The sequence below is a fragment of the Pirellulales bacterium genome, assembly GCA_036267355.1.
Lineage (GTDB): Bacteria > Planctomycetota > Planctomycetia > Pirellulales > DATAWG01 > DATAWG01.
Genome location: DATAWG010000079.1, coordinates 1 through 23,867 on the forward strand (window position 1 = coordinate 1; position 23,867 = coordinate 23,867).

14 protein-coding genes are annotated in these 23,867 nt (G+C 61.3%); 9 read left to right on the forward strand and 5 right to left on the reverse strand.

Features of this window, described 5'->3' with window-relative positions:
• Window positions 1-1,250 precede the first annotated feature (1,250 nt).
• From VHX65_12485 to VHX65_12505, 5 genes are all read left to right on the forward strand, one after another.
• On the forward strand, window positions 1,251-3,446 hold the full coding sequence (locus VHX65_12485) for a PAS domain S-box protein (protein HEX3999360.1): 2,196 nt from the start codon (window positions 1,251-1,253) through the stop codon (window positions 3,444-3,446).
• Between the two features lie 192 nt (window positions 3,447-3,638).
• On the forward strand, window positions 3,639-5,084 hold the full coding sequence (locus tag VHX65_12490) for a DUF3592 domain-containing protein (GenBank protein HEX3999361.1): 1,446 nt from the start codon (window positions 3,639-3,641) through the stop codon (window positions 5,082-5,084).
• A gap of 10 nt (window positions 5,085-5,094) precedes the next feature.
• A complete protein-coding gene (locus VHX65_12495; protein ID HEX3999362.1) occupies window positions 5,095-5,535 on the forward strand; it encodes a hypothetical protein in 441 nt (146 codons plus the stop codon).
• Between the two features lie 116 nt (window positions 5,536-5,651).
• The gene (locus tag VHX65_12500) at window positions 5,652-6,314 is read left to right on the forward strand and encodes a hypothetical protein (protein ID HEX3999363.1); all 663 of its coding nucleotides are present in this window, start codon (window positions 5,652-5,654) and stop codon (window positions 6,312-6,314) included.
• A 308-nt stretch (window positions 6,315-6,622) separates the two neighbouring features.
• Window positions 6,623-8,527, forward strand: a complete 1,905-nt coding sequence (locus tag VHX65_12505) for a TolC family protein (GenBank protein HEX3999364.1) — start codon at window positions 6,623-6,625, stop codon at window positions 8,525-8,527.
• 251 nt (window positions 8,528-8,778) lie between these two features.
• Here the strand turns inward: VHX65_12505 and VHX65_12510 are convergent, their stop codons facing one another.
• Window positions 8,779-8,907 carry a hypothetical protein gene (locus VHX65_12510; protein HEX3999365.1) on the reverse strand — a complete coding sequence of 43 codons (129 nt, stop codon included), beginning with the start codon at window positions 8,905-8,907 and terminating at the stop codon, window positions 8,779-8,781.
• 461 nt (window positions 8,908-9,368) lie between these two features.
• Here VHX65_12510 and VHX65_12515 point away from each other — a divergent pair, with 461 nt between their 5' ends.
• Window positions 9,369-11,939 carry an NPCBM/NEW2 domain-containing protein gene (locus VHX65_12515; protein ID HEX3999366.1) on the forward strand — a complete coding sequence of 857 codons (2,571 nt, stop codon included), beginning with the start codon at window positions 9,369-9,371 and terminating at the stop codon, window positions 11,937-11,939.
• A 19-nt stretch (window positions 11,940-11,958) separates the two neighbouring features.
• Here the strand turns inward: VHX65_12515 and VHX65_12520 are convergent, their stop codons facing one another.
• The 3 genes from VHX65_12520 to VHX65_12530 form a co-directional block, all read right to left on the reverse strand.
• On the reverse strand, window positions 11,959-12,663 hold the full coding sequence (locus VHX65_12520) for a hypothetical protein (GenBank protein ID HEX3999367.1): 705 nt from the start codon (window positions 12,661-12,663) through the stop codon (window positions 11,959-11,961).
• 166 nt (window positions 12,664-12,829) lie between these two features.
• The gene (locus VHX65_12525) at window positions 12,830-13,393 is read right to left on the reverse strand and encodes a thioredoxin family protein (GenBank protein HEX3999368.1); all 564 of its coding nucleotides are present in this window, start codon (window positions 13,391-13,393) and stop codon (window positions 12,830-12,832) included.
• Window positions 13,394-13,679: 286 nt separating this feature from the next.
• On the reverse strand, window positions 13,680-15,326 hold the full coding sequence (locus VHX65_12530; protein ID HEX3999369.1) for a hypothetical protein: 1,647 nt from the start codon (window positions 15,324-15,326) through the stop codon (window positions 13,680-13,682).
• A 539-nt stretch (window positions 15,327-15,865) separates the two neighbouring features.
• Here VHX65_12530 and VHX65_12535 point away from each other — a divergent pair.
• The 3 genes from VHX65_12535 to VHX65_12545 all read left to right on the forward strand — a co-directional run bounded on the left by VHX65_12535 (window position 15,866) and on the right by VHX65_12545 (window position 22,434).
• Window positions 15,866-16,552, forward strand: a complete 687-nt coding sequence (locus VHX65_12535; GenBank protein ID HEX3999370.1) for a DUF1080 domain-containing protein — start codon at window positions 15,866-15,868, stop codon at window positions 16,550-16,552.
• Between the two features lie 137 nt (window positions 16,553-16,689).
• Complete coding sequence (locus VHX65_12540; protein HEX3999371.1) at window positions 16,690-20,922, forward strand: DUF1592 domain-containing protein; 4,233 nt, start codon at window positions 16,690-16,692, stop codon at window positions 20,920-20,922.
• 201 nt (window positions 20,923-21,123) lie between these two features.
• On the forward strand, window positions 21,124-22,434 hold the full coding sequence (locus tag VHX65_12545) for a DUF1552 domain-containing protein (GenBank protein ID HEX3999372.1): 1,311 nt from the start codon (window positions 21,124-21,126) through the stop codon (window positions 22,432-22,434).
• Window positions 22,435-22,737: 303 nt separating this feature from the next.
• Here the strand turns inward: VHX65_12545 and mutY are convergent, their stop codons facing one another.
• Window positions 22,738-23,856: an A/G-specific adenine glycosylase gene (gene mutY, locus VHX65_12550; protein ID HEX3999373.1), complete on the reverse strand. Its 1,119-nt coding sequence runs from the start codon at window positions 23,854-23,856 to the stop codon at window positions 22,738-22,740.
• Between the last annotated feature and the right edge of the window lie 11 nt (window positions 23,857-23,867).

Here is a 23,867-nt window from a genome sequence, read left to right on the forward strand (position 1 = left end):
TGCGTTCGTGAGGGCGACCCGCTACGGAGCGCATCCTCGCTTACGCTTCGGGCTAGTGTGGCTCAACGCTGGAATTTTGGGACGGCTAAAGCGATTCGGCCGACGATTTGCCGCCCCATTACCGACCCACGATTCCAAATCGTTGCTGTGGCGCAACACAAACCCGAAGCGTTAGCGAGGGAGCGCCGCTACGGCGGCGTCGTCTCGCTGCAGGCGGCAAGCCGCATGCACATTGGATCAATGCGTTCGTGAGGGCGACCCGCAACGGAGCGCATCCTCGCTTACGCTTCGGGCTAGTGTTGGCCGCACCATTACCGACCCACGATCCCACATCGTCGCTGCGACGCAACACAAACCCGAAGCGTTAGCGAGGGAGCGCCGCAACGGCGGCATCGTCTCGCTGCAGGCGGCACAGCCGGATGCACATTGGATCAATGCGTTCGTGAGGGCGACCCCGCAACGGAGTACATCCTCGCTTACGCTTCGCGCCTAGTGTTGACGGCGACCCTGCAACGGAGCACATCCTCGCTAACGCTTCGCGCCTAATGTTGCGTCAACGCCGGAAATTTGGGATGGTCAAAGCGATTCGGGCGACGATTCGCCGCCTCACTACCGACCCACGATCCCAAATCTTTGGCGCAACACTAACCCGAAGCGTTAGCGAGGGAGCGCCGCAACGGCGGCATCGTCTTGCCGTAGGCGGCACAGCCGGATGCACATTGGATCAATGCGTTCGTGAGGGCGGCCCTGCAACGGAGCACATCCTCGCTTACGCTTCGGGCTAGTTTTGCGTCAACGCCGGAAATTTGGGATGGTCAAAGCGATTCGCGCGACGATTTTCCGCCTCACTACCGACCCACGATCCCAAACAAATGGAAGTCGGGAATTGGTACAGGCGTTGGAGAAGCTGAGCCGCGAAGGCAAGCGCCGTGCTCGATGAACGACACTCGCCGTCGCCTGCGTAGTTGGAACAGGAGGGGGACAGCGGTTGCAGCGCGTTTGATCAAACCGTGGCGCTAGCGGCGCGGTCGTAGCGATTTTGCCGAGTATTCCATCCGTTTCATCGGTGTGATCCGTGGTTATCTTTCGCATCTTGCGTCGCCGAAACGCTTCGCCGTCGCGCGCCGTTCAAGCTATGCTTCGAATGCCTGCCCCGATCCGGCTCCATAGCCGTGATTCCGCATTACGGCAAAAGAGCGCCCACCTGCATTTCCCCCCTGCACACCCCGTGGATCATTGAACGGTTCCCCATGGAATCAATTCTTGCTGATTTGGCGCGCGAGGATTCGCCGAGCGGCACGCGATCCCCTGTCGACACGTTTCAGCCGCTGGCAGACGCCATGCCGGACGCGCTGGTGATCGTCGATGCGGAGGGGTGCATCGATTTGATGAATTCGCAGACCGAGCAGATGTTTGATTATCGGCCCGAAGAATTGCTCGGCCAGCCGATCGAACTGTTGATTCCGGAGCGTTATCGGGCAAAACATTTCGCCCACCGCAACGGCTACATCGCGTCGCCCATGGTGCGGCCGATGGGAGCGAAGATGGATCTGTTGGGGCGCCGGCGGCGCGGGAACGAGTTCCCGGTCGAGGTGAGCCTGTCGCCATTTCCGACGACCGAGGGCACGTTCGTCATTTGCACGATTCGCGACACGAGCGAACGCAAGGCTGCCGAAACCAAGCTGCGCAAAACGGAAGCCCGCTACCGCACGCTGCTGGAAACGATTCCGGCCGTCACGTTCATGGCTTCGCTCGACGGCGGGGCCAACGAGATGTATGTCAGCCCGCAGATCGAGACGATGCTCGGCTTCAGCCAGTCGGAATGGCTCGGCGACCCGGTGTTGTGGTATCGGCAATTGCATCCCGACGACCGCGAGCGATGGCACAGGGAATTCGCTCGCACGTGCGCCGTCGGCGAGCGGTTCTGCTCCGAATATCGTTTCATTTCGCGCAGCGGAAGCGTGGTTTGGGTGCATGGCGAAGCCACCTTGGTGCGCAACGACGACGGCACGCCATCGTTTCTGCAGGGCATCGCGTTCGATATCACCGAGCGCAAAGCTGCCGAAGAAATGATGCTCCGCTCGCAATCGGATTTGGAGCGCCGCGTCGAAGACCGCACCGTCGATCTGGCGCGGTTGAATCAGGAGTTGCAGACTGAAATCGTCGAGCGGCGAAAAGCGGAAGAGCAGCGCACGCGCTACGTCGCCCAGCTAGAAGACGCGTCGACCCGCATCGAAGAGCAATCTCGGGCCGTCCATGCGGCTCGCGAACGGGCCGAAGTGGCCAATCAAACCAAGAGCGCATTCCTGGCCAACATGAGCCACGAAATCCGCACCCCCATGACCGCCATCCTGGGCTATACCGATCTGCTGCGCGAATCGGTCACCGACGATGCAAGCCGCATGGCCATCGAAACCATCAGCCGCAACGGCAACCACCTGCTGAGCATCATCAACGACATCCTCGACCTGTCGAAAATCGAAGCCGGCAAGATGACGATCGAATCGCTCCGCTTCAGCCCGCGGCAATTGCTCGCCGATGTTCAGTCGTTGATGCAAGTGCGAACGCAAGGAAAAGGGATCAAGCTCGAAGTGGTCCAAGAAGGCGTGCTGCCCGAAACCATCCTCACCGATCCGACGCGGCTGCGGCAAATCCTGGTCAATCTCGTGGGCAATGCCGTCAAGTTCACCGAATCGGGCGGCGTGAAATTGGCCGTTCGGCTCGTCCAGCAACGGGCGCCGGTGCTGCAATGGGATGTCGTCGACACCGGCATCGGCCTGACGCCGGAGCAGCAGCAATCTCTGTTTCAACCGTTCACCCAAGCCGACAATAGCACGGTCCGGAAATTCGGCGGCACCGGCCTTGGCCTCACGATCAGCAAGCGCCTCGCCGAATTGCTCGGTGGCGACGTGACAGTCGTCGAGTCGCAAATGGGCGTCGGCACGACATTCCGCTTGACGATTGGCACCGGTCCGCTCGATGGCATTCACCTGTTGCAACCGACCGATTCGCTCGCCGCGCTGCCCGAGCCGCCCCGCGATCGCGCCACCGCCATTCAATTCCCCGAGGGTTGCCGAGTTTTGTTGGCCGAGGATGGTCCCGACAATCAGCGGCTGATCAGCTTCGTGCTGAAGAAAGCGGGCGCCGAGGTGATCGTCGCCGAAAACGGTCAACAAGCGGTCGAATTGGTGGCCGCGGCCGAACAGCCGTTCGACGTGATCCTGATGGACATGCAAATGCCGATCATGGACGGCTACACCGCCACGGCAAGCCTGCGCCGCAAGGGCTATACAAGGCCGATCATTGCCCTGACGGCACACGCGATGTCGGGCGATCGCGAAAAATGCATTGCCGCCGGCTGCAACGACTACGCCACGAAGCCGATCAACCGCTTGCACCTCATCCAACAAGTCGCCCGCCAATTGCCGGCCGCAATGGCACGCTGAGCGGCGGCCCGCTGGACGACCGCGAGTCAGCCCCGCATCTGCGATTGCGTCGCGGTCTACTTAGCCCGGCGCCCCCGCGGCGGATGCCGTCGACGTGATTTTCAAGCCTCTTGCCGTTTGGGCGCGCTTCATCCCGCGGTTCCTTTGGCGGCCGGCAAGGGTGGGCTTGCAGCTTTCGTCCGGCTATGATTGATGGCGAATCGTTGGTTTGTTCTCGAATCGCCGTTGTTGGAGGCATCGTTCGTGGCTGGTCGGTCGTTTCGCATGTATGGCAAGAAGCGGGGGAACCGGCGCACCGGCTCGAAGGCGCTCGCCAGCGTCGGCGAGGCCGTGGTGTTCGCGTTCTTCTTCGTGCTCGGAACCGGATTCATGGTGCTGCTCGTGCGGATGCCCGTCTTGCCCGAGTGGCGGGTGAACCACGATTTCGTCGAAACGACCGGCGTCGTCGAGCGCGTGCAAGTCAGCCAGCCGACCGATGGCTCGCAGGGATACCGGGCGGCAGTGCTGATTCAATACAACGCCGGCGGCAAAACCCGTCGGCATTGGACGTACGACATCAGTTTCGACACGGCCTGGGCATCGTCGAGCGATCGGCAAAGCCAACAGGCATTGATCGATCGGTTCGTGCCCGGCAAAGCATATCCGGTTTGGTACGATCCGCGCGATCCGGATACGGTCGTGGTGGCGCGGGGCTATAGCGGATGGCTCTGGTCGCTCTTGCTGTTGCCGGCTTCGTTTATCGTGATCGGCGGCGGGGGGTTGATCTACGCGGGCTTGCAGTGGGGCAAGTCGGCGGAGCGGTTGGCCGCCCAAGCGCAGCTCGCTCCGCGATTCGAGCAGTTCGACGATTCCGCCGCGGCAAAGGACTTTCCGAACGTTCCCCGCGACGCCAATCTCACCAACAGCCCCGGCACGCGACTAAAATATCGCCTGCCGATCATCACCACGAACGGCTGGCGGCTGGCGGCGCTGACGCTCTTGGCGCTGGTCTGGAACGGCATCGTCGTGGCTCTATTGGTGATGGCCGTGCGGCGCGCGATCTCGGGGCGGCCGGATGTGTGGCTGTTCGTATTCGTCGTGCCGTTTCTTGCGGGCGGTTTGGGGTTGATCTATTTCCTTGTACGGCAGGCGGTGATCGCTTCGGGTGTGGGGCCGACGCAATTGGAGGTATCCGATCATCCGCTCTTTCCCGGGCGGCATTATGATTTGCTCCTTTCGCAAATCGGACGGTTGACGATGAAATCTTTGGCGGTCGATTTGGTTTGCGAAGAGCAAGCCACGTTTCGCCAGGGCACCGACACACGCACGCACACCTGCCGCGTTTACCAGAAGCGAATTTTCGATCGGCAAGCGTTCGACATTCCCCAGGGCTTGGCATTTCAACAGCAATGCCGCGTCGAGATCCCGCCGGAAGCGATGCATTCGTTGCAGGCGGATCATAATCTGGTGCAATGGAAATTCGTCGTCCGCGGCGAAGCGGGAGGCTGGCCGCCGTTCGAACGAAGCTTTCCGATCGTCGTGTATCCGAATCCGGCCGGTGGACGCCGGCCGGAAGCGATTTCAAAACCGTGGCGACAGGAGGAGAGTCCCCATTTTTCCCACAAGGCGCCGCTCAATGGGGACAGTCTGCGGCTTTGAAACCGGTTCCATGAAAACCCTCGTTCACAACCACGCTGTCGGCCGTTTCATGCGCGAACCGCTTTGCAGCATTGTGCTCGATAAATCGCAACGAATTCATCAGCCGGGCGAAATGCTGCGCGGCGAATATCAGATCGACGCGGTCGATCCGGCCGATATTCTCGCGGTCGAGCTTTCCGTGTTGTGGTACACCGAAGGCAAAGGGGACGAAGATCTGGCCGTCCACTATTTCGAACGCCATACGCCCGACGACGGCGGGCCTCCGATGCTCCATGAGTTGCACCGCTTTGAGGTCGTGCTTCCGAACAGCCCGCTGAGCTACGAAGGTGTGTTGATCAAGCTGCGTTGGTGCGTGCGGCTGCGCGTGTTTTTGCGGCAAGGGAAAGATGTTATTGCGGAGCGCGACTTTCAATTGGGCGAAGTACCCTACGCGCGGCCGGTGAAAACCTGACGGATCAGTGCCTTGGGTGCCATCCCCGACGCCCTGAGTGCGCATGCCGCCGGATGCGATACACATCCCCGCGCAAAGCCGTGGGCATGGCACTCGCCGCTACTCGATAGCTACCGATGAAATCAACCTTTGACGCCTCGTTGGCGGACAATCCTTTTACGAGCCGGCGGATTCGGCCGGGGGCGATTCCGTTTCAATTTCCGACCGGCCTCAACGCCGCGGCGCTACTGGCCCGACTGGCTCGTCTCGGTTGGCGAGGGGCAATCGTCGGGCCGCACGGCACCGGCAAATCGACGTTGCTCGCTGCCTTAATGCCGGAACTCGCTCGGGCTGGTCGCGAGGTCCGGTCGATCTCGCTTCGCGATCGCCAACGACGGTTGCCACGTGAGTTTCTTGCCGGTTTGAAGCCGATCGAACGGCGAGAGCTCCGAACGATCGTCATTGTCGATGGCTATGAGCAGTTGAGTTTTTGGAGCAGTTGGAGGTTGCTCCGGCAGTGCTGCACGAATGGGGCTGGGCTATTGATTTCGGCTCACCGGCAGACCGCGCTGCCAACGTTATTTAGCACCTGCCCAGATTTCGCCGTGGCCGAGCGAATCGTCGGGCGCTTGCTTGCCGGCGCGAGCGGCGCTGATGCCGCGGCGATCGGGCCGACACCAATTCGGCGCGAGGTTCTTCACCGGTTATGGCTGAATCACCGCGGGAATCTCCGCGAGACGTTGTTTGATCTCTACGATGCTTTCGAACGCCAACGCGACGATGGTTGTTCGAATTGCTAGCGATGCCTCGTTAAGATGCGCAAAGATTGCCGACAACTTCTGTCGCTTGTGACGGATATGCCGCAAAGTTGGCCGGCCGGGCCGTCGATTTAGTCTCTAGGGCCGTGTGTTGCAGGCCAAGGCGAGCCAAGCGGCTCGCCGCCAATTCGTGCGCCGCCTCGTCTCGCGCCGCACGGTGATCCACATCCGTCGGATGCGGATAAGGTGACGAGGCGATGGCCGTTCGCCATTCGAACTCAAATGGCGGCATCCGCGAAAAAATGAGCAACCCACGAATTGGAAGATCGTGTTGGTCCGCTGTTGCGGCGATGGGCCTGCCGCTTGTGCTGGCCGTGGGTTGCACGACAGTCAGGCCTGCCCCAGCGACGAGCTCGCCGGCGGGCAACAGCGCGGCCACGACCGCGAGTTCGATCGCGCCGGCCCCCATTCCAGCGCCTAGCCCGCCGCCAGAGATTCGGCAACCGACGACCTACGCGAATCCAATTCGGCCGCCTGCGATCGGTCCGGATCCATTGATCCACCTCACTGCATATGCGCCCGGCAGCGAGGCGACTACCGTACCGCCGCCATTGCCGAGCACCGAGCCGCCGCCTGCGAATGCCGAACTGCCCGCGGTGCGCGCGGCGCAGCCGCCGGCCAATGCGCCGCCTGCCGTCCCCGACAACGGCCAACTGCGAATCAAATTGAATGGTCCGGATGCGCCAAGTCGTTCGATTCCCGGGCCGAACCCTCAGCCGATGCCGATGCCGGGGTCAATCGTCGCGCCTGCGAACGTGCTGCCCAATCTGCCGCCCGGCGTGCCGCCGCCGGAGTCGCTGTACCCGCCGAACGCCGACGTCTTGCCGGTCGACTTGGCGACCGCGTTGCGACTGACGAATGCCAACAACCCGACGATCGCATTGGCCCGCGAACGTGTCGCAGAAGCGTATGCCGCCGAGCGGATCGCCGACGTCGCGTGGCTACCGAATCTGCAAGGCGGAGCCAATTACAACCGCCACGATGGCCGCGACCAGACGACGCAAGGCCCGATCATCACCGTGTCGAAGCAAAACCTGTTTATCAACGGCGGAGCGACGCTTGAATGGCGAACGTCGGACATTCTCTTCGGCCCGCTCGTGGCGGCGCGCTTGGTCGACGCACAAAGCGCCGCCGCTCAGGCCACGAGCGCCCAAATCCAATTGGATGCCGCGGAAGCCTATCTCGATCTGTTGCAAATCCAAGGCGCGCTGGCCGTCAATGCCGACACATTGACGCGCACCACGGAAATGCTCAACAACGCCGCGGCCGCCGATAGGGCAGGACTCACAAAAACCGCCGGCGATATCAATCGGGCCCGCGCGGAATACGACATTCGACGGGAACAGCGCGTGCAGCTTGAAGGAAATCTCGGCATCGCATCGGCACGGCTCGCACATATCCTGCTGTTGCGGCCAACGGTGCTGTTGCGACCGGCGGACATGAAAATCGTGCCGATCACGTTGGTGCCGGAAGGCTCGAATCCAGATCAACTTGTCGATGTCGCGATTTCCACTCGTCCGGAAGTGCAAGAAGGTCGAGCGATATCCGCCGCGGCCATGGCCCGCTTGCGGCAAGCGCGGCTGGCGCCGTTGTTGCCGCACGTCGATGTTACCTATTTCGGCGGCGAGTTCGGCGGCGGCGTCAATTCGCAGATGGGAGATTTCGGATCGCGCGGCGATGGCGAGGTCGATATTTACTGGCAACTGCAAAATCTCGGCGCCGGCGACGTAGCCCAAACTCGCGAGCGCGAGGCCCAATTCGGCGAAACAAATTTCCAACTCGCCGAGATTCGTGCCCAGGTTGGCGAGGAAGTAACTGCCGCGTATCGCCAAGTGCAGGCCAATCGCCGTAGTCTCGATTCGGCCGAGCAAGCGGTTCGGCAGGCCATCGAAACATGGCGCCGGTTGCGGGCTGCGTCGTTTGGCATGGCCGGCAACGGAAACCTCTACGATCCGCTCGAACCGTTGATTGCCGAGCGCGATCTGGACCAGGCTCGAACGGCTTATCTGAACGCCGTAGTCGGCTACAACAAGGCGGAATTCCGTTTGTTCTGGGCAATGGGGCAGCCGCCGCTCAACGCACCGGCCGACGCGCATATGCGTTCCGTCGCCGTGCCCGTCGTGCCCGAGCCGGGTGCGGAAGAGGTGCCACCGCCGGCCCAAATACCGCCGCGCCAATTCCCTCCGCAGCGATGATCGCCAACGGCGGCATTTTAGGTTTTGAGGTCAAATTGTCGCAGAGCGACTCGTTTCGCTTGCGTGCCGTAGAGCGGTTTCACGAATTGCGGCCATTCGGCAATTGAAAGTCGTGGCGGCTGGCGAGCGGCATCGGCTGTTGGTCCCATCTGATCTTTTTTCCGGCATGTTTGATCGCACTCAGGCTAACTGTGCTACCGTGCAAAGGACCAATTGCACGTGAATCCGCGCCGGCAATGATCGCCACGCCACTAGTCGATCAGCTGTTCCAGCGGCGATCGGAGTTGATCTTCGGGCTCTCCGGCCGCGGCCGGGTTTGCGAGCTTGGCCATCGCCGCGGCTCCGAATCTCGCTGCCGCGGAGCTTAACGTGAGGTCCATTGGCGAATTCGCGATTGAACAGCGATCGAGATGTCGCGAATGGGAGACCGCGCCGGTCGCCTGCCACCTTTGTCCGGCTTGTCGGGGTGGATTATAGGAGGCTGCTTCATCCCTTGGTAGGGAATTTCGGAGGGCACGGCGAAGGCGCCGGAAGCGCGTGGTCCTATTCGGCAGCGGATGGGGTCGATTGAAGTTTGCGTCGCGCGGCGGCTAGAATGGGGTGGTGGTGTTTTTCTGTGTTCCTGTTCCTGCCTGGCGGCTGGGTGAGCGATCGGCGTGTTCAAGTCGCTCGGCCCCCGCCGCTGTTTCCCGCCTTTCGCCCTGGGTGATCGATGGTCGTAAAGCCGCTTCGGCTCCGCCGGAAAATGACTTCCGATTTTCGAACCCCTCGCCCTGCCCTCTCCGTCAAGGGGAGCGGGGGCTGTGGAGAAGTTGTTTTTCGTCCGCGCGTTTGTTGGTTGTTGGCCGCCGTCGCCTTTGTTCTTGGTTCGGCCGCAAGCCGAAGCGTTGCGGCCGAAGCACTGTATACCGCGGTGATGAGCAACGGCGAGCGCATTAGCGGCGGGCATCTGAGCAATTGGGGAAATAGCGACCAGCCCAAAATCAACGGCCGGCCGTTGCACGATCAGGCCAATCCGATTCGCTGGCTGCGGCGAGAAACAGCCGATCAGCCCGCGTTGCCGACGGCGTATCTCGAGATGGTCGGCGGCGACGTGATGCCGGGCCGAGTGATTGGCATGGGGGCCACTTCGACGGTTCAGGAAGGTGAGTTGGGCTCGTTTCTATCGGTCGAACCGACGACGCCGGTCAACCGCCCCGACGGGCCGCCGCGCGGCACGGTGCGGATTCTGACGCGCTGGCTGCGGCGGATCGTTTGGCAGCGGCGGAGCCACGACCAATACGAACCGTCGACGCTGTTTTTCAAAGACGGCCGGCAGTTGGCGTTTCGCTCGATTCGCTTTCGCGACGACGCCTTGTCGGTGCTCACCGACAACGGCCGCCGCGAGGTACCGATGGCCGACGTCGCGGAGTTGCACATGCCGCGTATCGATTGGTGGAACGCCTATTTCGAGCAATTGGCTCTTCTGACACCCTATTGCAAACTGCGGCTGCTGCGATTGGAAAGCCTCGACGGGTTGCGGGCCACCGTTTCGCCCGACCGGGTGGAGGTGGTGCCGTGGGGAGATGCGAACAATCAAGACTTTTGGTACCAGGCGGTGCAACCGGCGTGGTCAATGGATGCGCTCTTCTTGCGACATGCCCGGATTCTGATGCGGCAATATTTTGGTCCGCACGAAGTGCCGCTTTCGATGATCGAGCCAAGTCAAATCCGCCTCCGCTCGGCGATGGCCGTCGGTTGGCGGCCGCTCGTGGACCGCAACGTGCAGGGCGGCCCGCTCATCAGCGGCGATAAAGAATTCGGCTGGGGACTCGGCACGCAGGCCTATACCGAGATGGATTTCCCGCTGCCGAGCTGCGCGGTGTCGTTCCACAGCACGGTCGGTTTGGATCGGGTGGTCGGCAGCGGCGGCTGCGCCCGGGCGATCGTCTATGCGCAAAAAGCGGAAGGCCAACCGCTCTACCGCAGCGATCATCTCATCGGTTCGCAAAAACTGGCCGACACGGGTCTATTGCCGCTCAACGGCAACGTGCCGAATGCGCAGTTGGTGATCGTCTCGCATCCCGACAGTGCCGATCGGCCGGCCGGGGCCGATCCGCTCGACATTCGCGACGTGGTCGATTGGCTCGAACCGCAGCTGAATCTCGACTTGGAAAAGCTGCGGGCGGAAGTGCGGAGCCGGCTCGTGCGGCAATTGCCCGGCCTCGACGGCTGGACCGTGGCCGACGGCGACGATGGGCGAATGACATTCGACGCCCGCTGGGACAAGGTGACGCGATCGTTTCACTTCGAATTTCGGCCCGAGGCTTCGGCGGTCGTGCTCAAGCGCTCGCTGCGGATCGAGCCCGCACAAAATTGGCTATTGCTCTACGTAAACCGAAACGCGGAAGACGGCATCACCTCGCAAACCGACGCCGTCGTTCGCATCGACGGCAAGCCGGCGGGCGAATTCAACGTGCCGGCGAGGTGGGAAGACGATCCGCCGCCGCTCAAGATTCCGGTCGACAAATTTCAGGGCCAGCAGATTGCGCTCGAAGTGCGGCTGGTGTCGCGCGGCAAGAAATCGTATGTCGATTGGCGGTCGGCCGAGATCGTCGATCGATTGCCGACGCTCGCCGAAGTGTTCGAAGACGAAGTGCAACGGCCGACCAGGCTGGCGGCCGTCGACGGCGATGCCGCGGTCGTCACGATCGATCGCTATTCCGGCACCGCCTGCATCAAGCTCTCTCCGAAAGGAAAGCAGGAGGCCCGGGCGGTGCTCGGAAATCTGAATCTGCCGATTCGCGAGCATCCCCGCTTCGGCGAATACCGATATCTTTGCTTCGCTTGGCGCAAGAGCGGGGGCCAGCAGATCGGTCTTGATTTGGACTATGTGCTCACCGACCTGGGCCAAACCCATCAGAAAGACCGCTGGCGGCGCGTGGACCGGATCAAGCAGCTACGAACCATCAAGGACAACCGGCGGCAAGCGGAAGATCTCGTCAAAATGCGGCAAAAGGATGCGAACAATAGCGATCCAAACGTCCTGGCACAACTGCGAAAATTGCAACGACATCTCGATCGGCTCAAGCAGATAGAGGCACAGCTTCAAGCGCAACAAGATGCCCTCGATCAGGAACTCACGGGCGCGGCCGGCGCAGGAGTGCGCTCGCATTTGGAATATTACACCGGCCGAGACGTGACGCTGCCGATCGACACGCGCGGGATAAAGCTGGCCGACACCGCGCCGCAACAATGGACCATCGTCACCCGCGACCTGTTCCAGGAGTCGGCCGGAGGGGGACAGTTAACGGGGATCGCCCTGGTCTGCCCCGACGGCGACTATGCCCTGTTGGACCACGTTTATCTAGCCCGCGCGCCGGAAGATTTCAGCCAATGCCCGCCGCAAGCGGCGCCGATCACCACGAAATAGCAGTTCAACATCGTGCGGCTTATTTTGGCTCGGTTGTCGGCGGTGTAGTTGTCGGCGGTGTAGTTGAGGGCGGCGCAAGTGCCGGCGGCACGGTTGCAGGCGACTGAGCGACTGGCTTTGTGGGTGCCGCAGCCGGTTTCTTGCCATCGGGCTTCACGAGCGGCCGCTTGTCGAAATCCGGCGGCTGCAGCGTCACGCCGCGCAGGTCCATCACTGCCAGTCGTGGCTTGTCTTGAACTCGGACCGACAGCGTGTAGATGCCCGGCTTGGCGAACTCGAATGTGCCGGGGCGGCGAAGCCGAAATTGGCGGAAGCTGCCGGTCCCTTGCACTTTGTCTTTCAGAATCTGGTCGCCAACTTCGACCGTGTAGTGACTTCCCGCGCTTTCGCGATCGCACGATTCCGCGAGATCGACGACAAGCTTGCCCGGCTTCGTGATTTCAAATTCCCAACTGACCCAATCCTCGGCATTGAACCAATATCCGAGCGTCCCCTTCTGCTTTTCGTAGTGCAGCTTGGCACCGTGGATCGTGGCATCGCGGGCGGGAAGAATCACGCGGCCGTCGGGCAATTGTTTGATGCGCTTCGGCTCGTCGGCTGGCTTTTCAGCGATCTTTTTCGTCGGTTTTTCGTCCGCTACCGCCGCTCGCGAAACTAAGATCACGCACAGCGACGCGAGCCAAAACAGCCAACGAGCCCGCAGCAGCGAAAAAAGATTTTTCATCGTTATCACAATTTATTGTTTCAGGACCCCGCAGCGCTGGCAACGAAACACGATACTCCCTTGCTAGCGCTGCGGGCTCCGGGCGGCGCTTGGATATTGCCAAATCCCAGTTCGCCTCGAGGCCGCGCGAGTATTCCCGAACATCAAGCGACGATTGGCTGCCGACTCAATCGCCGTGCAATTGCCGTAGCCGCGGCGAAATGCGCAGCAGCAATTGCACGCGCTCGAATTCGTCGAGCCAATCTTGCACCACCGCCGCCGTCAGCGCCGCTCCAGGCGGGACGATCCCGGTCGGGCAAGATGACCCAAGCTGATCGACGGCCATCTGGCGGTATTTGGAGATTGTCCGATCGCCATACCAACCCACCAGTTGGCCATCCTCGCTGAGAAACACGACGACCGGCACCCGCCCGCCGCCGCAAATCTTCAATTCGCCGGCCAGATCGGGATCGGCATCGCGATCCATGAACCGAAGCTGAATCGCGGGGGCGGCATGCGCAAAGTGGTCGAAGATCGGGCACTGGTTCACGCAATCGCCGCACCATGTTCCAGCGACGCAAAGCACTTTCATCTCGCGGCGAAAATCCTTCAGTGCGGCCAACTGCGGTTCGCTTAATTGAATCGACGCATGCATCGTCGCCCAGCGGCGGCAATGCTCATCGCTGCCGTGGGCCGCGAGAAACTTTTCATAAGAAAGAGCCCGCTCGAATTTCGCCGCAAAATCGAACATAAAATTTCGTCCGGTTGGATGGATTTCGCAAGATGCCGATGGCCAATTCTATACCGAAATGCCGTCGATGGGAAAACAAGAGCGACAGCGCCGACGAACCAACCCTTGGCCTCGAAAACAGCACGCCGGGCGACAAAACTGGCTTGTCGGGCACCCACGCATCAAGCGAAAGCGCCTCGCTGCCGGACAAAGCCCGAAGTGGCGCCCGCACAAACGATCATCAACAAAAAACGGCGCCGCTCGCGGATTTCCGGAGCGGCGCCGTTGAGGACCGTCTGACGCTTTTCTACGGATGTTGCCCCTTGCCGATCTTCGCCGCCAGGCCGAGCACTTTCAACACGCCCTCTTCGGCCTCGATCCGATAGGTGGCGCCATTTTCGATCATCTTCGCGTTGATCTTCAAATGGTCTTTGCCACCCGTGGCGGCCAAGATCTGGGCGATCGCGGAGGTCGCTGGATTGCCCGGCTGAATCGTGTCGACGAATTTGACGATCGGCGTCAGTGCCACATTCATTTGAAACGGCGGCAAGGTTTCGCTCGCATCGGCACTCGACTTGTCGATCACCGATTTCAACAGCGCGACGCTTCCCTTTCCGAAGGCGACATAGGTGCTATGATCGCCGACCGCGAGATACACATCGAGCGTATCGCCGAACAACTGCTTTCCCTGCGCGTCGTTCATCGGGATTGCCACATTGTGGAATCGGACGCCCTTATAGGTCTCGACATCGAATTTGACGGGCGGGAAGTTCGGATCAGCCTGACCTAATTCGACGAGCTTCTTGAACATCTTTTCAACTTCCGATCCATCGCTTACAAAGCCGCCGGCGGCGAATGTCAGCGCGCTCGGGTCGAGAATCAAGGCGGCGCCGCCGTCGATCTTGCCTCCCTTGATGGTGCTTTCACCGATGTCAAACAGTTGGTCGACCAATTGCTTGGCGGCCTTCTGCGTCGTTTCATCGGAGAGATTCGGATCCTTTTCGAGCTGTGCCATGACCTTCGTGCGGCCGGCCTTCAGCATGTCGGTCAGTTGTGCGATGTCGTCGGCGCCCAGCTTTTGAGAAAAATTGAGATTGAAAGCGGCATTCGGCTGCAAGAAACCCGCGAAATCGGATTTCCCGCTGCTCTTTTCGCCGGCAGCCTTTGCCAGCTTAGAATCGGCGACAAACGTGACCGTGGCGTCCAAATGCACCGCCTTGGCCTCAGTGTCGACCGCCAAGCCGAGCGTCAATTGATCGAGATCGTGGGCAACCTGATCAAGCTGCTTGAGAATCGCCTGGGTCGAACCTTTGCGCAACGCGAAATCGTTTTCATCCTCGCCCGGGCGTTGTTGCAGCGACGCTTCGGCTCCCATCTTCACCAGATTCATGAACATGTCGCGCATTTGCGGCGGAATATTTTGAACATTCACCCGCAATGCGGCGCCATAGTCCTTATCCAATCCGCCGAGCAACTGCGATGGATCGACCGGAAGCGATTTGATGAGATCGGGCTCGTTCGAGAAAACGGCCCAGCCCCCCTTCTGTTCGACGCGCACCGGACCTTGCGGGCTCGTGATCTCGAACGATCCGTCTCCCTTATCGGCCGCCGGCAACGGCAACGAGCCGAGCAACGCCTTCAGATCCGTCGATCCGACGAAACCGACGAACTTCGGCTGGCCGCCCGCATCGAATACCAACGCCAATCCGATCGGCTTGGTCTTGTCGAGCCCCTTGATGCCCTGGCCACCGTTGAGCTGCGCCGAACCCTGCTCGAATTGCTTCGGCAACTCGGGCATGTCGGCCACTTGAGCGATAAAATTGAGATCGGCTGAAAGGCTGTCGTAAGACGGGAGCGATACGACGACGACCGGCTTGAGCTCATCCGCCTTGAGCTGGGAATTTCCCGCCAGCAATAAGGCCAGCGACAGGGTGGATAGCAGTAACTTTCGCACGGTGACAACCTCCAGAAAATAAATGATCCAAGCCGGGCAATTGACCGCTGCAATCGGCGAAGCGATTCGCGCTCGCTCGCTCGGCAGTAACCGTTCCGCTGCAAAACAGTACCTTCGCCGCACGGGCCGAGTTTCGCAAGTGCTAAAAAATCCAGGAAAAATGTGGCCGGCAGTTGCGGGTGGGAAACGGTTGGTGAATAATAGCCACGCTCGCCGATCGCGCCGACTTCGCGAGATCGCGCCCGCGCAACTACACCCATTGCTTGCCCAGGCATGGGTAGACGACGGGTCGGGCGCACGGAATGCGCAAAAGAATGGCTTGGCGAAGACGGCCCCAGGAAGAATTCGACTGCCGAATCAATCCGGTATGCTGCGCTCAACGACCGCGGATGCAATCGCATTGAACCCCAATCGAGATCCCATCGGACGAAACCGCAATCGGAGGGGGCCACGCGCAGTAGGCCATCCATTTCGCCGTTGCGCGTGCTTCCAGTCCGCCGCGAAATCCTCCCCTCCTTATTTCCCGCTCGGAGCCGACGATGAGATTCACGTCCAAGCTTTTCGCAGGCCTTGCCGCCGGCGCGATTCTGCTGGTTGCCCACAACGTCTATTCCGCCGACGAAGCCAAGGCGTCCGACGAACCGAAGCCCGACAAGGAGGGCTACTACAGCCTGTTCGACGGCAAGACGCTCGACGGCTGGAAGGTGGGCAACAACGCCGCGTCGTGGAAGGCCGAAGATGGCGTGATCGAGGTCCACGGTCCTGGCCCGTCGCATATATTTTATGTCGGCCCGGTGCATAACCACGATTGGAAGAATTTCCATCTGAAGGCGATGGTAATGACGTTCCCGCACGCGAATTCGGGAATCTATTTCCACACGAAGTATCAAAAAGCGGGCTGGCCCGACGACGGCTTCGAGGCCCAGGTGAATGCAACGCACAGCGACTGGAAGAAAACCGGCAGCCTGTATGATGTGAAAGACATCCGCGACCCGCATCACGTCGACAACAAATGGTTTGAGTACGACATCATCGTCGAAGGAAAACACGTCGTGCTGAAGATCGACGGCACGACGGTATGCGACTGGACCGAACCGGAAGGTTTCAAGCCGCCGAAGGGCCATCCCGGCCGCTATCTGCACCACGGCACTTTCGCCCTGCAAGGCCACGACCCCGGCAGCAAGACGTATTTCAAGGATATCCGCGTCAAAGCGCTGGATGATTGAAGTGGGACGGGCCGAATTCGTTCGCGGATTGCAGTGGTAGTCTGTATATTGGGAAGCAGTGGTTAGCGATTCGCTCGCCATCCTGCCCTCCTTTTATTCCCACCCCTAGCCTCTCGAACGCTTACAAGCGTCCCCCGATGACGAAGCCGTTGCGATGTTGCGCCCCCTTGGTGTTGCTGCTTCTGGCGGCGTGGCGGCCGGCGGTTCGGGCCGAGGCAGCGGCCGCCGTGAGCCCCGGCGCCGGGCAACAAGCCGCCGTTCTCGCACCCCTCGAATCGCTCGTCGGGCTGCCGAATGCCGAAGTCGCGCCGCTGTTTGCCAAACGGGTGCGGCCGCTGCTGGCCACCTATTGCCTCGCTTGCCATTCCGTGAAGGAAAAGAAAGGGGAGCTGGATCTCGAGCGGTTCGCTTCCATCGACGTGGCCCGGACCGATTTGAAGCCCTGGCAATCGGTCGTCGAAATGCTGGATGCGGGCGAAATGCCTCCCAAGGGAAGACGACAGCCGACCGACGCCGAACGAAAATGGCTCATCGATTGGACCCGCCGTTGGCTGGATCTGGAGGCCCGAGCTCGGGCCGGCGATCCAGGCCGTGTCGCCCTGCGGCGGCTGAGCAATGCCGAATATAATTGCACGGTCCGCGATTTGACCGGCGTCGATCTTCAGCCCGCGCGCGAGTTTCCCGCCGACGGGGCGGCGGGCGAAGGCTTTACCAATGCCGCTGAAGCGCTTTCGATGTCGTCGGCATTGGTCGACAAGTATCTCGCCGCGGCGAAGAGCATTGCCGACCATGCCGTGATGCTGCCCGACGGATTTCGCTTCTCCCCGTCGTCACACCAGCACGATTGGATCGACGAATCGCTGCTGGCGCTGCACCAATTCTATGACCAGTTCATCGAGGCCGATGGCCGCATTCCGCTGCGGCGTTATCTCGCGGCGACCCTCCGATATCGGATTGAATTCGCCGCGGGGACGAAGTCGTTTGCCGAGGTCGCACGGCAGGATCATCTGAGCGCGAAATATCTCGAAATCTTATGGCACGCGCTCGCCGATTCTCGGCCGTCGCTCGTGCTCGACGATATTCGCAAGCATTGGAAATCGGCGGGCGTCGGCGATGCCGGGGCGATTGCCGAACGCATCGAACGCTGGCAGAAAACTGCCTGGACCTTGAGCGACAAGGCGGCTTGCATCTACGAGCCGTATCAAACTCCCAGGCGCGTGGTGAACGACACGCAAGAATTTCGCATCAAGCTCCGGCCGCCTCCGGCACGGAACGGCAATTCGCCGCAGGAGATCATGCTGTATCTCTCCGCTCGCACGGTGGCCGCTGCGGAGCCCGACGGCAAATCTGATTCGGGCGTGCAACCGCTCGTGATTTGGGACAAGGCTCGCTTCGAGGCCGACCGCCAGCCACCGCTTGCCCTGCGCGATGTCGCGGCCGTCGCCGAGGCAATGGATGGCGCGCTGGGGGAAATGTTCGGCGACACGAGCGAGTATCTGGCGGCGGCGGCCGAATGGCACGATGGCGGCCCGGCCGATTCCGTCGAATCGATTGCCAAGAAGAACTCGCTCGACGCCAAACGGCTCCAGCGCTGGATCGATGTGGCCGGCGTCAGCCGCGACGCGCCCGGGCCGCTGGAATTGCTGGAAGTGAAAATGCCGGGGCGCACCGAACCGCCGTCGGTCAGCGGGTGGGGCAGCAAAACGCCCGACACGCTGCCGATCTTGCTTTCCAACTCCGCCGATCGCACGGTGAATGTGCCCGGCCGAATTCCCGGACACAAAGTGGTCGTGCATCCATCGCCCGATGAATATGTCGCCGTGGCGTGGCGTAGCCCGCTCGAAGGGCGCGTGCGCATCGAGGCCATCGTGGCCGATGCCCATGCGGGGTGCGGCAACGGCGTGGCATGGTGGTTGGACACGCAGCATGCGACCCAGCGCCAAAAACTGGTCGGCGGAGAATTCGACGACGGCAAGGCGGCGACAATCCAACCGCTGGAAACGCAAGTGCGGTCTGACGATATTATCTGCCTGGCAGTCGCAGCCCGCGAGCACAATCATTTTTGCGACACGACGCTCGTCGATCTCACGATCACGGAGCTCGACGGCAAGCATCGCACGTGGAATCTTTCGGCCGACATTGCCGACAACGTGCTCGACGGCAATCCGCATGCGGATCGGCAGGGGAACAAAAATGTCTGGCGGTTTTGCAAGGGGCGGGACAACAGCCCGCGCGCCCCGCAGATGCAATTGGCGGCAGATTCGATCTTGGCCAAATGGCGCGATTCGCTCGACCGCCCCAATTCACGGACCGAGCGGACGCGGCTGGCCGAGCAAGTTCGAAAACTCCTCACGGGCCCAGCCCCCGCAGCCGATGGCAAGCCGGACTCGCTTCTATTCGCCGCGTTGGTTTCGCCCGCTAGCCCGCTCGTGGATGCCGGCAAATTAAATTCGCTTTTGGAAAAGCGCAAAGGCGCGTCATCGGCGTCCGCTACAGCCTATGGCATCGATCCTTCGCGCTGGGGAACTGGCCGGAAAGGTTCGAAGTCGATCCCCGAATCGGCTTTCACGACTGAATCGCCGTCGGTTCTAAAAATCCGGCTGCCGGCGCGGCTCGTGGCGAATCGAGAATTCATCGTCGAAGCCAAGCTCGACCCCGCAAGCGCCGGCAACCGGCTGGTGCAGGCGCAAGCGTTGGCCGAACCGCCCGCAGGCGCCGAAGGGCTCGCGCCTGCGCCGATCCTTTGCAGCCAGCAAGGCAACGGCCGCGAGACCGGCGCGCAGGCGTCCGACGAATTTCGCCGCGTTTTTCCCGCCGCGCTGTGCTTTGGTCGCATTGTTCCGGAAGACTCCGACGGCATCACGCTCTGCATGTATTGCCGCGAAGACGAACCGCTGAGCCGGCTCATGCTCGAGCCAAGCCAGCAGCAGCGACTGGAACAATTGTGGCTCGAACTCAAATACGTCGGCCGGCAGGCACAAAAGGAGAATGAAAGCTTTCCGCTGTTCATGGGCTTTGCATCGCAGGTCGGATTGGTGCCGAAATTCGAGCCAATGCGCGAGCCGCTCCGCGCTCGGGCCGCGGCATTTCAAAGGGAAATGGAAGCGTCGGAAGCGAAACATCTCGATCTGCTCGTGGACTTTGCCGCACGAGCGTACCGCCGCCCTCTTTCCGGGCAAGAGCGAACCGAGCTTTTGAGTTTGTATCAATCGTTGCGGAAAAAGAAAAACGTCTCGCATGAAGACGCCATGCGTGGCGTGCTTGCCCGGGTGCTGATCGCGCCGGCATTTCTGTTTCATCTGGAAACGGCTCCGCCCGGCAAGGAACCGAAGCCGGTCGACGATTGGAATTTGGCCAGCCGCTTGAGTTATTTTCTGTGGTCGTCGATGCCCGACGAAACGCTGCGCCAAGTCGCCGCTTCGGGCCAATTACACGACCCCAGGATCCTCGCCGAACAAACCCTGCGGATGCTGAAATCACCGCAGGTGCGGTCCCTGGCGATCGAATTCGGCACGCAATGGATTCACGTTCGCGGATTCGACGACCTGAAAGAAAAGAACGAGCGGCTGTTTCCCATGTTCGACGCGTCGCTCCGCTCGGCCATTTACGAGGAATCGATCCTGTTTTTTCAAGACCTGTTTCAAAATGATCGGCCGCTCGAGCGAATTCTCGATGCCGACTACACCTATCTCAACGAAACGCTGGCCAAGCACTACGGCATTCCTGGCGTGTCGGGCCAGCAGTGGCGGCTCGTTGATGGCGTGCAAAAATATGGCCGCGGCGGCATTCTCGGCCTGGCCAGCGTGCAAGCCGCGGAATCGGGTGCGTCGCGCACCAGTCCGACGCTACGCGGCAATTGGGTTTCAGAAACCTTGCTTGGCGAAAAGCTCCCTCGGCCCCCGCCGAATGTTCCCAAGCTCCGCGAAGAAGAATCTGGCAGCGACGGGCTTTCGGTCCGCCAGCTCGTCGAGCAGCACGCCAGGGTTGCCGAGTGTGCGGTTTGCCACCGGCGAATCGATCCGCTCGGATTTGCGCTCGAGCATTACGACGCAATCGGCCGATTCCGCGACAAGGATTCGGGCGGCGTGTCCATCGATTGCCACGCCAAGCTTAAAGACGGCAGTGAATTCGAAGGGATCGACGGTTTGCGGCATTATCTACTGACGAAGAAGCGGGATGTCGTCATGCGGTTGTTTTGCCGCCGGCTTCTCGGCTACGCTTTAGGACGCGAGACATCCCCCTCGGATGCTCCCGTGATCGACGCCATGATCGAAGCAATAAACAAGAATGATGGGCGAATTTCGGCCGCAATGTTGCAGATCGTCGCCAGCCCGCAGTTCCGCTTGATCCGCGGCAGCGAGGAAGATTAGGGTGAGGCTGAGGGGGCGAGGGCTTGCGTTGATGGCCAGTTGTGGCGCTGGCCACACTAGCCCGAAGCGTTAGCGAGGGAGCCCGAAGCGTTAGCAAGGGAGCCCGAAGCGCCGTTCGCAATAACACAACGACGGATCGAATCCATATCGCTGGATAATCAGACGCTACAGAGCCAACAACCAAACCATAGCGAGCTCAACATGCCCAACAGCATCCATTATCCATTTTCGCGGCGGGCGTTGCTTCGCGGGCTCGGCGTTTCGATGGCGTTGCCGTGGCTCGAGTCGCTGCCGGTTTGGGGCGACGAAGCGGCGAAAAACAGTTCCTCGGAGCCCCCGGTACGGCTGGCGTGTATTTTTTCGGGCAATGGCTTTCATAGCCGAGAGTGGTGGGCTCGCGGCGAAGGTCGGCAGATGGAATTGGGCAAGGTGCTCGAGCCGCTCCAACCTTATCGCGAAAAGCTCACGTTCCTCCGCGGGCTCTACAACGCCGAAGCCCTCATCGGCGGCATCCATAGCTGCCAAACCGGCAACTTGCTGACCGGCGCGCATTTGGCCAGCGGCGGCGAAGTTCGCTCGGGCACGAGCATGGACCAGATCGTCGCCCAGCGGCTCGTCGGGCAAACCAAGGTGCCCAGCCTCGTGCTCGGCTGCGAGCAATCGATCGCCGCGCTGCACAAGAATTATTCGATGATCTACAGTTCGCACATCTCGTGGACCTCGCCCACCACGCCGACGCCGCTCGAACTGTATCCCGCCTTGGCGTTCGATCGCTTGTTTCGCGACGACGTCGGCCGGGCCGACAAGAGCGTGCTCGACTCGGTGCTCGAAGAAGCCACGGGCCTGCGTAGCAAGATCAGCACCTCCGACCAGCGCCGGCTCGACGAATATCTGTCGAGCGTTCGCGAGGTCGAGCAGCGCATCGATCAGGCCGGCAAGGAGCGGCGGTTGCAAGGCTGGCGGCCGACGTTGGCCAAGCCCGACATGAAGCGCCCTCCCGACGGAATTCCGCAAGACATCGACCAGCACATGCGCCTGATGGCCGATATTTTGGTGCTCGCCTTCCGCACCGACACGACCCGAGTCGCAACGTTGAAGCTGAACAATGACCATTCGTCGCTGCGATTCCCGAATCTGAAAGTCGACTACATGATCCACCATTTACTGTCGCACACCGATTCGGCCGACTGGCTGAAGGTGAACCGGTTCTTCGTCGAGCAGGTGGCGTATATTGCCGAGAAGATGGACCAGGTGAAGGAAGGCGATCGCACGCTGCTGGACAATTCGATGGTGCTGTACTGTTCGAGCATGATGACCGGCAACCACGACAATCAGCAACTGCCGGTGATAATGCTCGGCCGGGCGGGCGGGCAAATCAAAACCGGCCGCGTGTTGGATTATCTCGGCAAGCCGAACCGCAAGATGTGCAGCCTATATCTCTCGATGCTCGAAAAAGTCGGCGTGCGCCTCGACCAATTCGGAGACTCACGGGAACAGCTCGCGGATATCTAAGGCTCGTAAGAAAACGAACGTTCGAAATCCTTGCAACGCGGCGAGACGGCTCAATTGTAGCAGGCACACTCCGTGTGCCGTCGGCGCTTCGCGGTGCGTTGCCCACAGTGCGTGGCAGACGGCACACGGAGTGTGCCTGCTACGTTGGTTGCGGCCAAAGGCCGCGTTCGTGTGCCGCTAGCTCTGCCAGTGTGAACTGCGAGTTGACATACTCCCCCCGCGAAGATACTGGCACAGCCAGTGGGCCACTCGCGGAGCTCCAAAACTTCTCCGCATCTGGCAGCGAAGTCCAACCGTAAGAAACTAAGCCAGTAGCCGAGCCAGTTTGCGGCCGGTGGTATTGAGCGGGTACTCGGGAAGTTCGCTGAGCGTTATCCAGCGCATTTCCGGGGCCGGCTTCTTCCGCATGCCGGGGCCGGCGGCGCGGGCTTCGTAGCATTCCAGCGTGATGCGGAAGCGGGTCACGCCGTGGCGGAGTGTCGTTCGTAGCTGGAAATTGTCGGCGGCTACGCCAGTGGCGGCGCGGATTTTGGCCGTCAACTCGGCCGGCGTCGGCGAAGCGTCCGGCGAATCGCATACGACGCGCGGGAAATCCCATAGGCCGGCCCAGCGTTCGTGCGCGCCGCGGCGGATCAATAGAATCTTGCCGCGGCGGCGGATTACCACGGCCGCTTCGCGGACCGCCTCGATCTGCGGCTTGGGGCGCGGGGCGGGAATTTTGCTTTGCAAGCTGTCGCGGAATGTCGGGCACAGCCGGACCAACGGACAATGCGGGCAATCGGGATCGCGCGGCCGGCAGACTTGGCTTCCAAGCTCCATCTGCGCTTGATTGAACGTGCCGGCGCCGCGGGCGGGCAAAAGCGTTTGCGCGGCGTGCCAGAGCAATTGCTGGCCGGCGGTCGAATGCGTGCTGCCGCGATAAGCCAACAGGCGGCTCAGCAGGCGGATCGTGTTGGCTTCCAAGATCGGATGCGGAAGGTCGAATGCGATCGACAGGATCGCGCCGGCGGTGTAACGGCCAATGCCAGGCAATTGCCGCACGTGTTGCGGATCCGAGGGAAACCGGCCGCCGTGTTCGGCAACGACGATCTTGGCCGCTCGATGAAGTTGCCGAGCCCGGCGGTAGTAGCCGAGTCCTTCCCAGAGCCGCAGCACGGAGTCTTCCTCGGCGGCTGCCAAAGCATCAATCGTCGGCAGCGCGGCCATGAAACGCTCGAAGTAGCCCCGCACCGTGGCCACTTGCGTCTGCTGCAGCATGATCTCGCTGACCCAGACGCGATACGGATCGCCGTTCTTGCGCCACGGCAAATCACGCGCATTGCGGCGATACCACGCCGAGAGCCGCCGCCTCAGATCGCGCCGCCACGGTCCATCCGGCCACGGCATTTCGCCGCGGCGAGGATCTTTTCGACGGGAGCGCAAAAGGCAATCGT

Bases quoted from the DNA above. Each gene is read 5' to 3' on its own strand.
- VHX65_12485 (HEX3999360.1), top strand. From the start codon at position 1,251: ATGGAATCAATTCTTGCTGATTTGGCGCGCGAGGATTCGCCGAGCGGC.
- VHX65_12490 (HEX3999361.1), top strand. From the start codon at position 3,639: ATGGCGAATCGTTGGTTTGTTCTCGAATCGCCGTTGTTGGAGGCATCG.
- VHX65_12495 (HEX3999362.1), top strand. From the start codon at position 5,095: ATGAAAACCCTCGTTCACAACCACGCTGTCGGCCGTTTCATGCGCGAA.
- VHX65_12500 (HEX3999363.1), top strand. From the start codon at position 5,652: ATGAAATCAACCTTTGACGCCTCGTTGGCGGACAATCCTTTTACGAGC.
- VHX65_12505 (HEX3999364.1), top strand. From the start codon at position 6,623: ATGGGCCTGCCGCTTGTGCTGGCCGTGGGTTGCACGACAGTCAGGCCT.
- VHX65_12510 (HEX3999365.1), bottom strand. From the start codon at position 8,907: ATGGACCTCACGTTAAGCTCCGCGGCAGCGAGATTCGGAGCCGCGGCG.
- VHX65_12520 (HEX3999367.1), bottom strand. From the start codon at position 12,663: ATGAAAAATCTTTTTTCGCTGCTGCGGGCTCGTTGGCTGTTTTGGCTC.
- VHX65_12525 (HEX3999368.1), bottom strand. From the start codon at position 13,393: ATGTTCGATTTTGCGGCGAAATTCGAGCGGGCTCTTTCTTATGAAAAG.
- VHX65_12535 (HEX3999370.1), top strand. From the start codon at position 15,866: ATGAGATTCACGTCCAAGCTTTTCGCAGGCCTTGCCGCCGGCGCGATT.
- VHX65_12540 (HEX3999371.1), top strand. From the start codon at position 16,690: ATGACGAAGCCGTTGCGATGTTGCGCCCCCTTGGTGTTGCTGCTTCTG.
- VHX65_12545 (HEX3999372.1), top strand. From the start codon at position 21,124: ATGCCCAACAGCATCCATTATCCATTTTCGCGGCGGGCGTTGCTTCGC.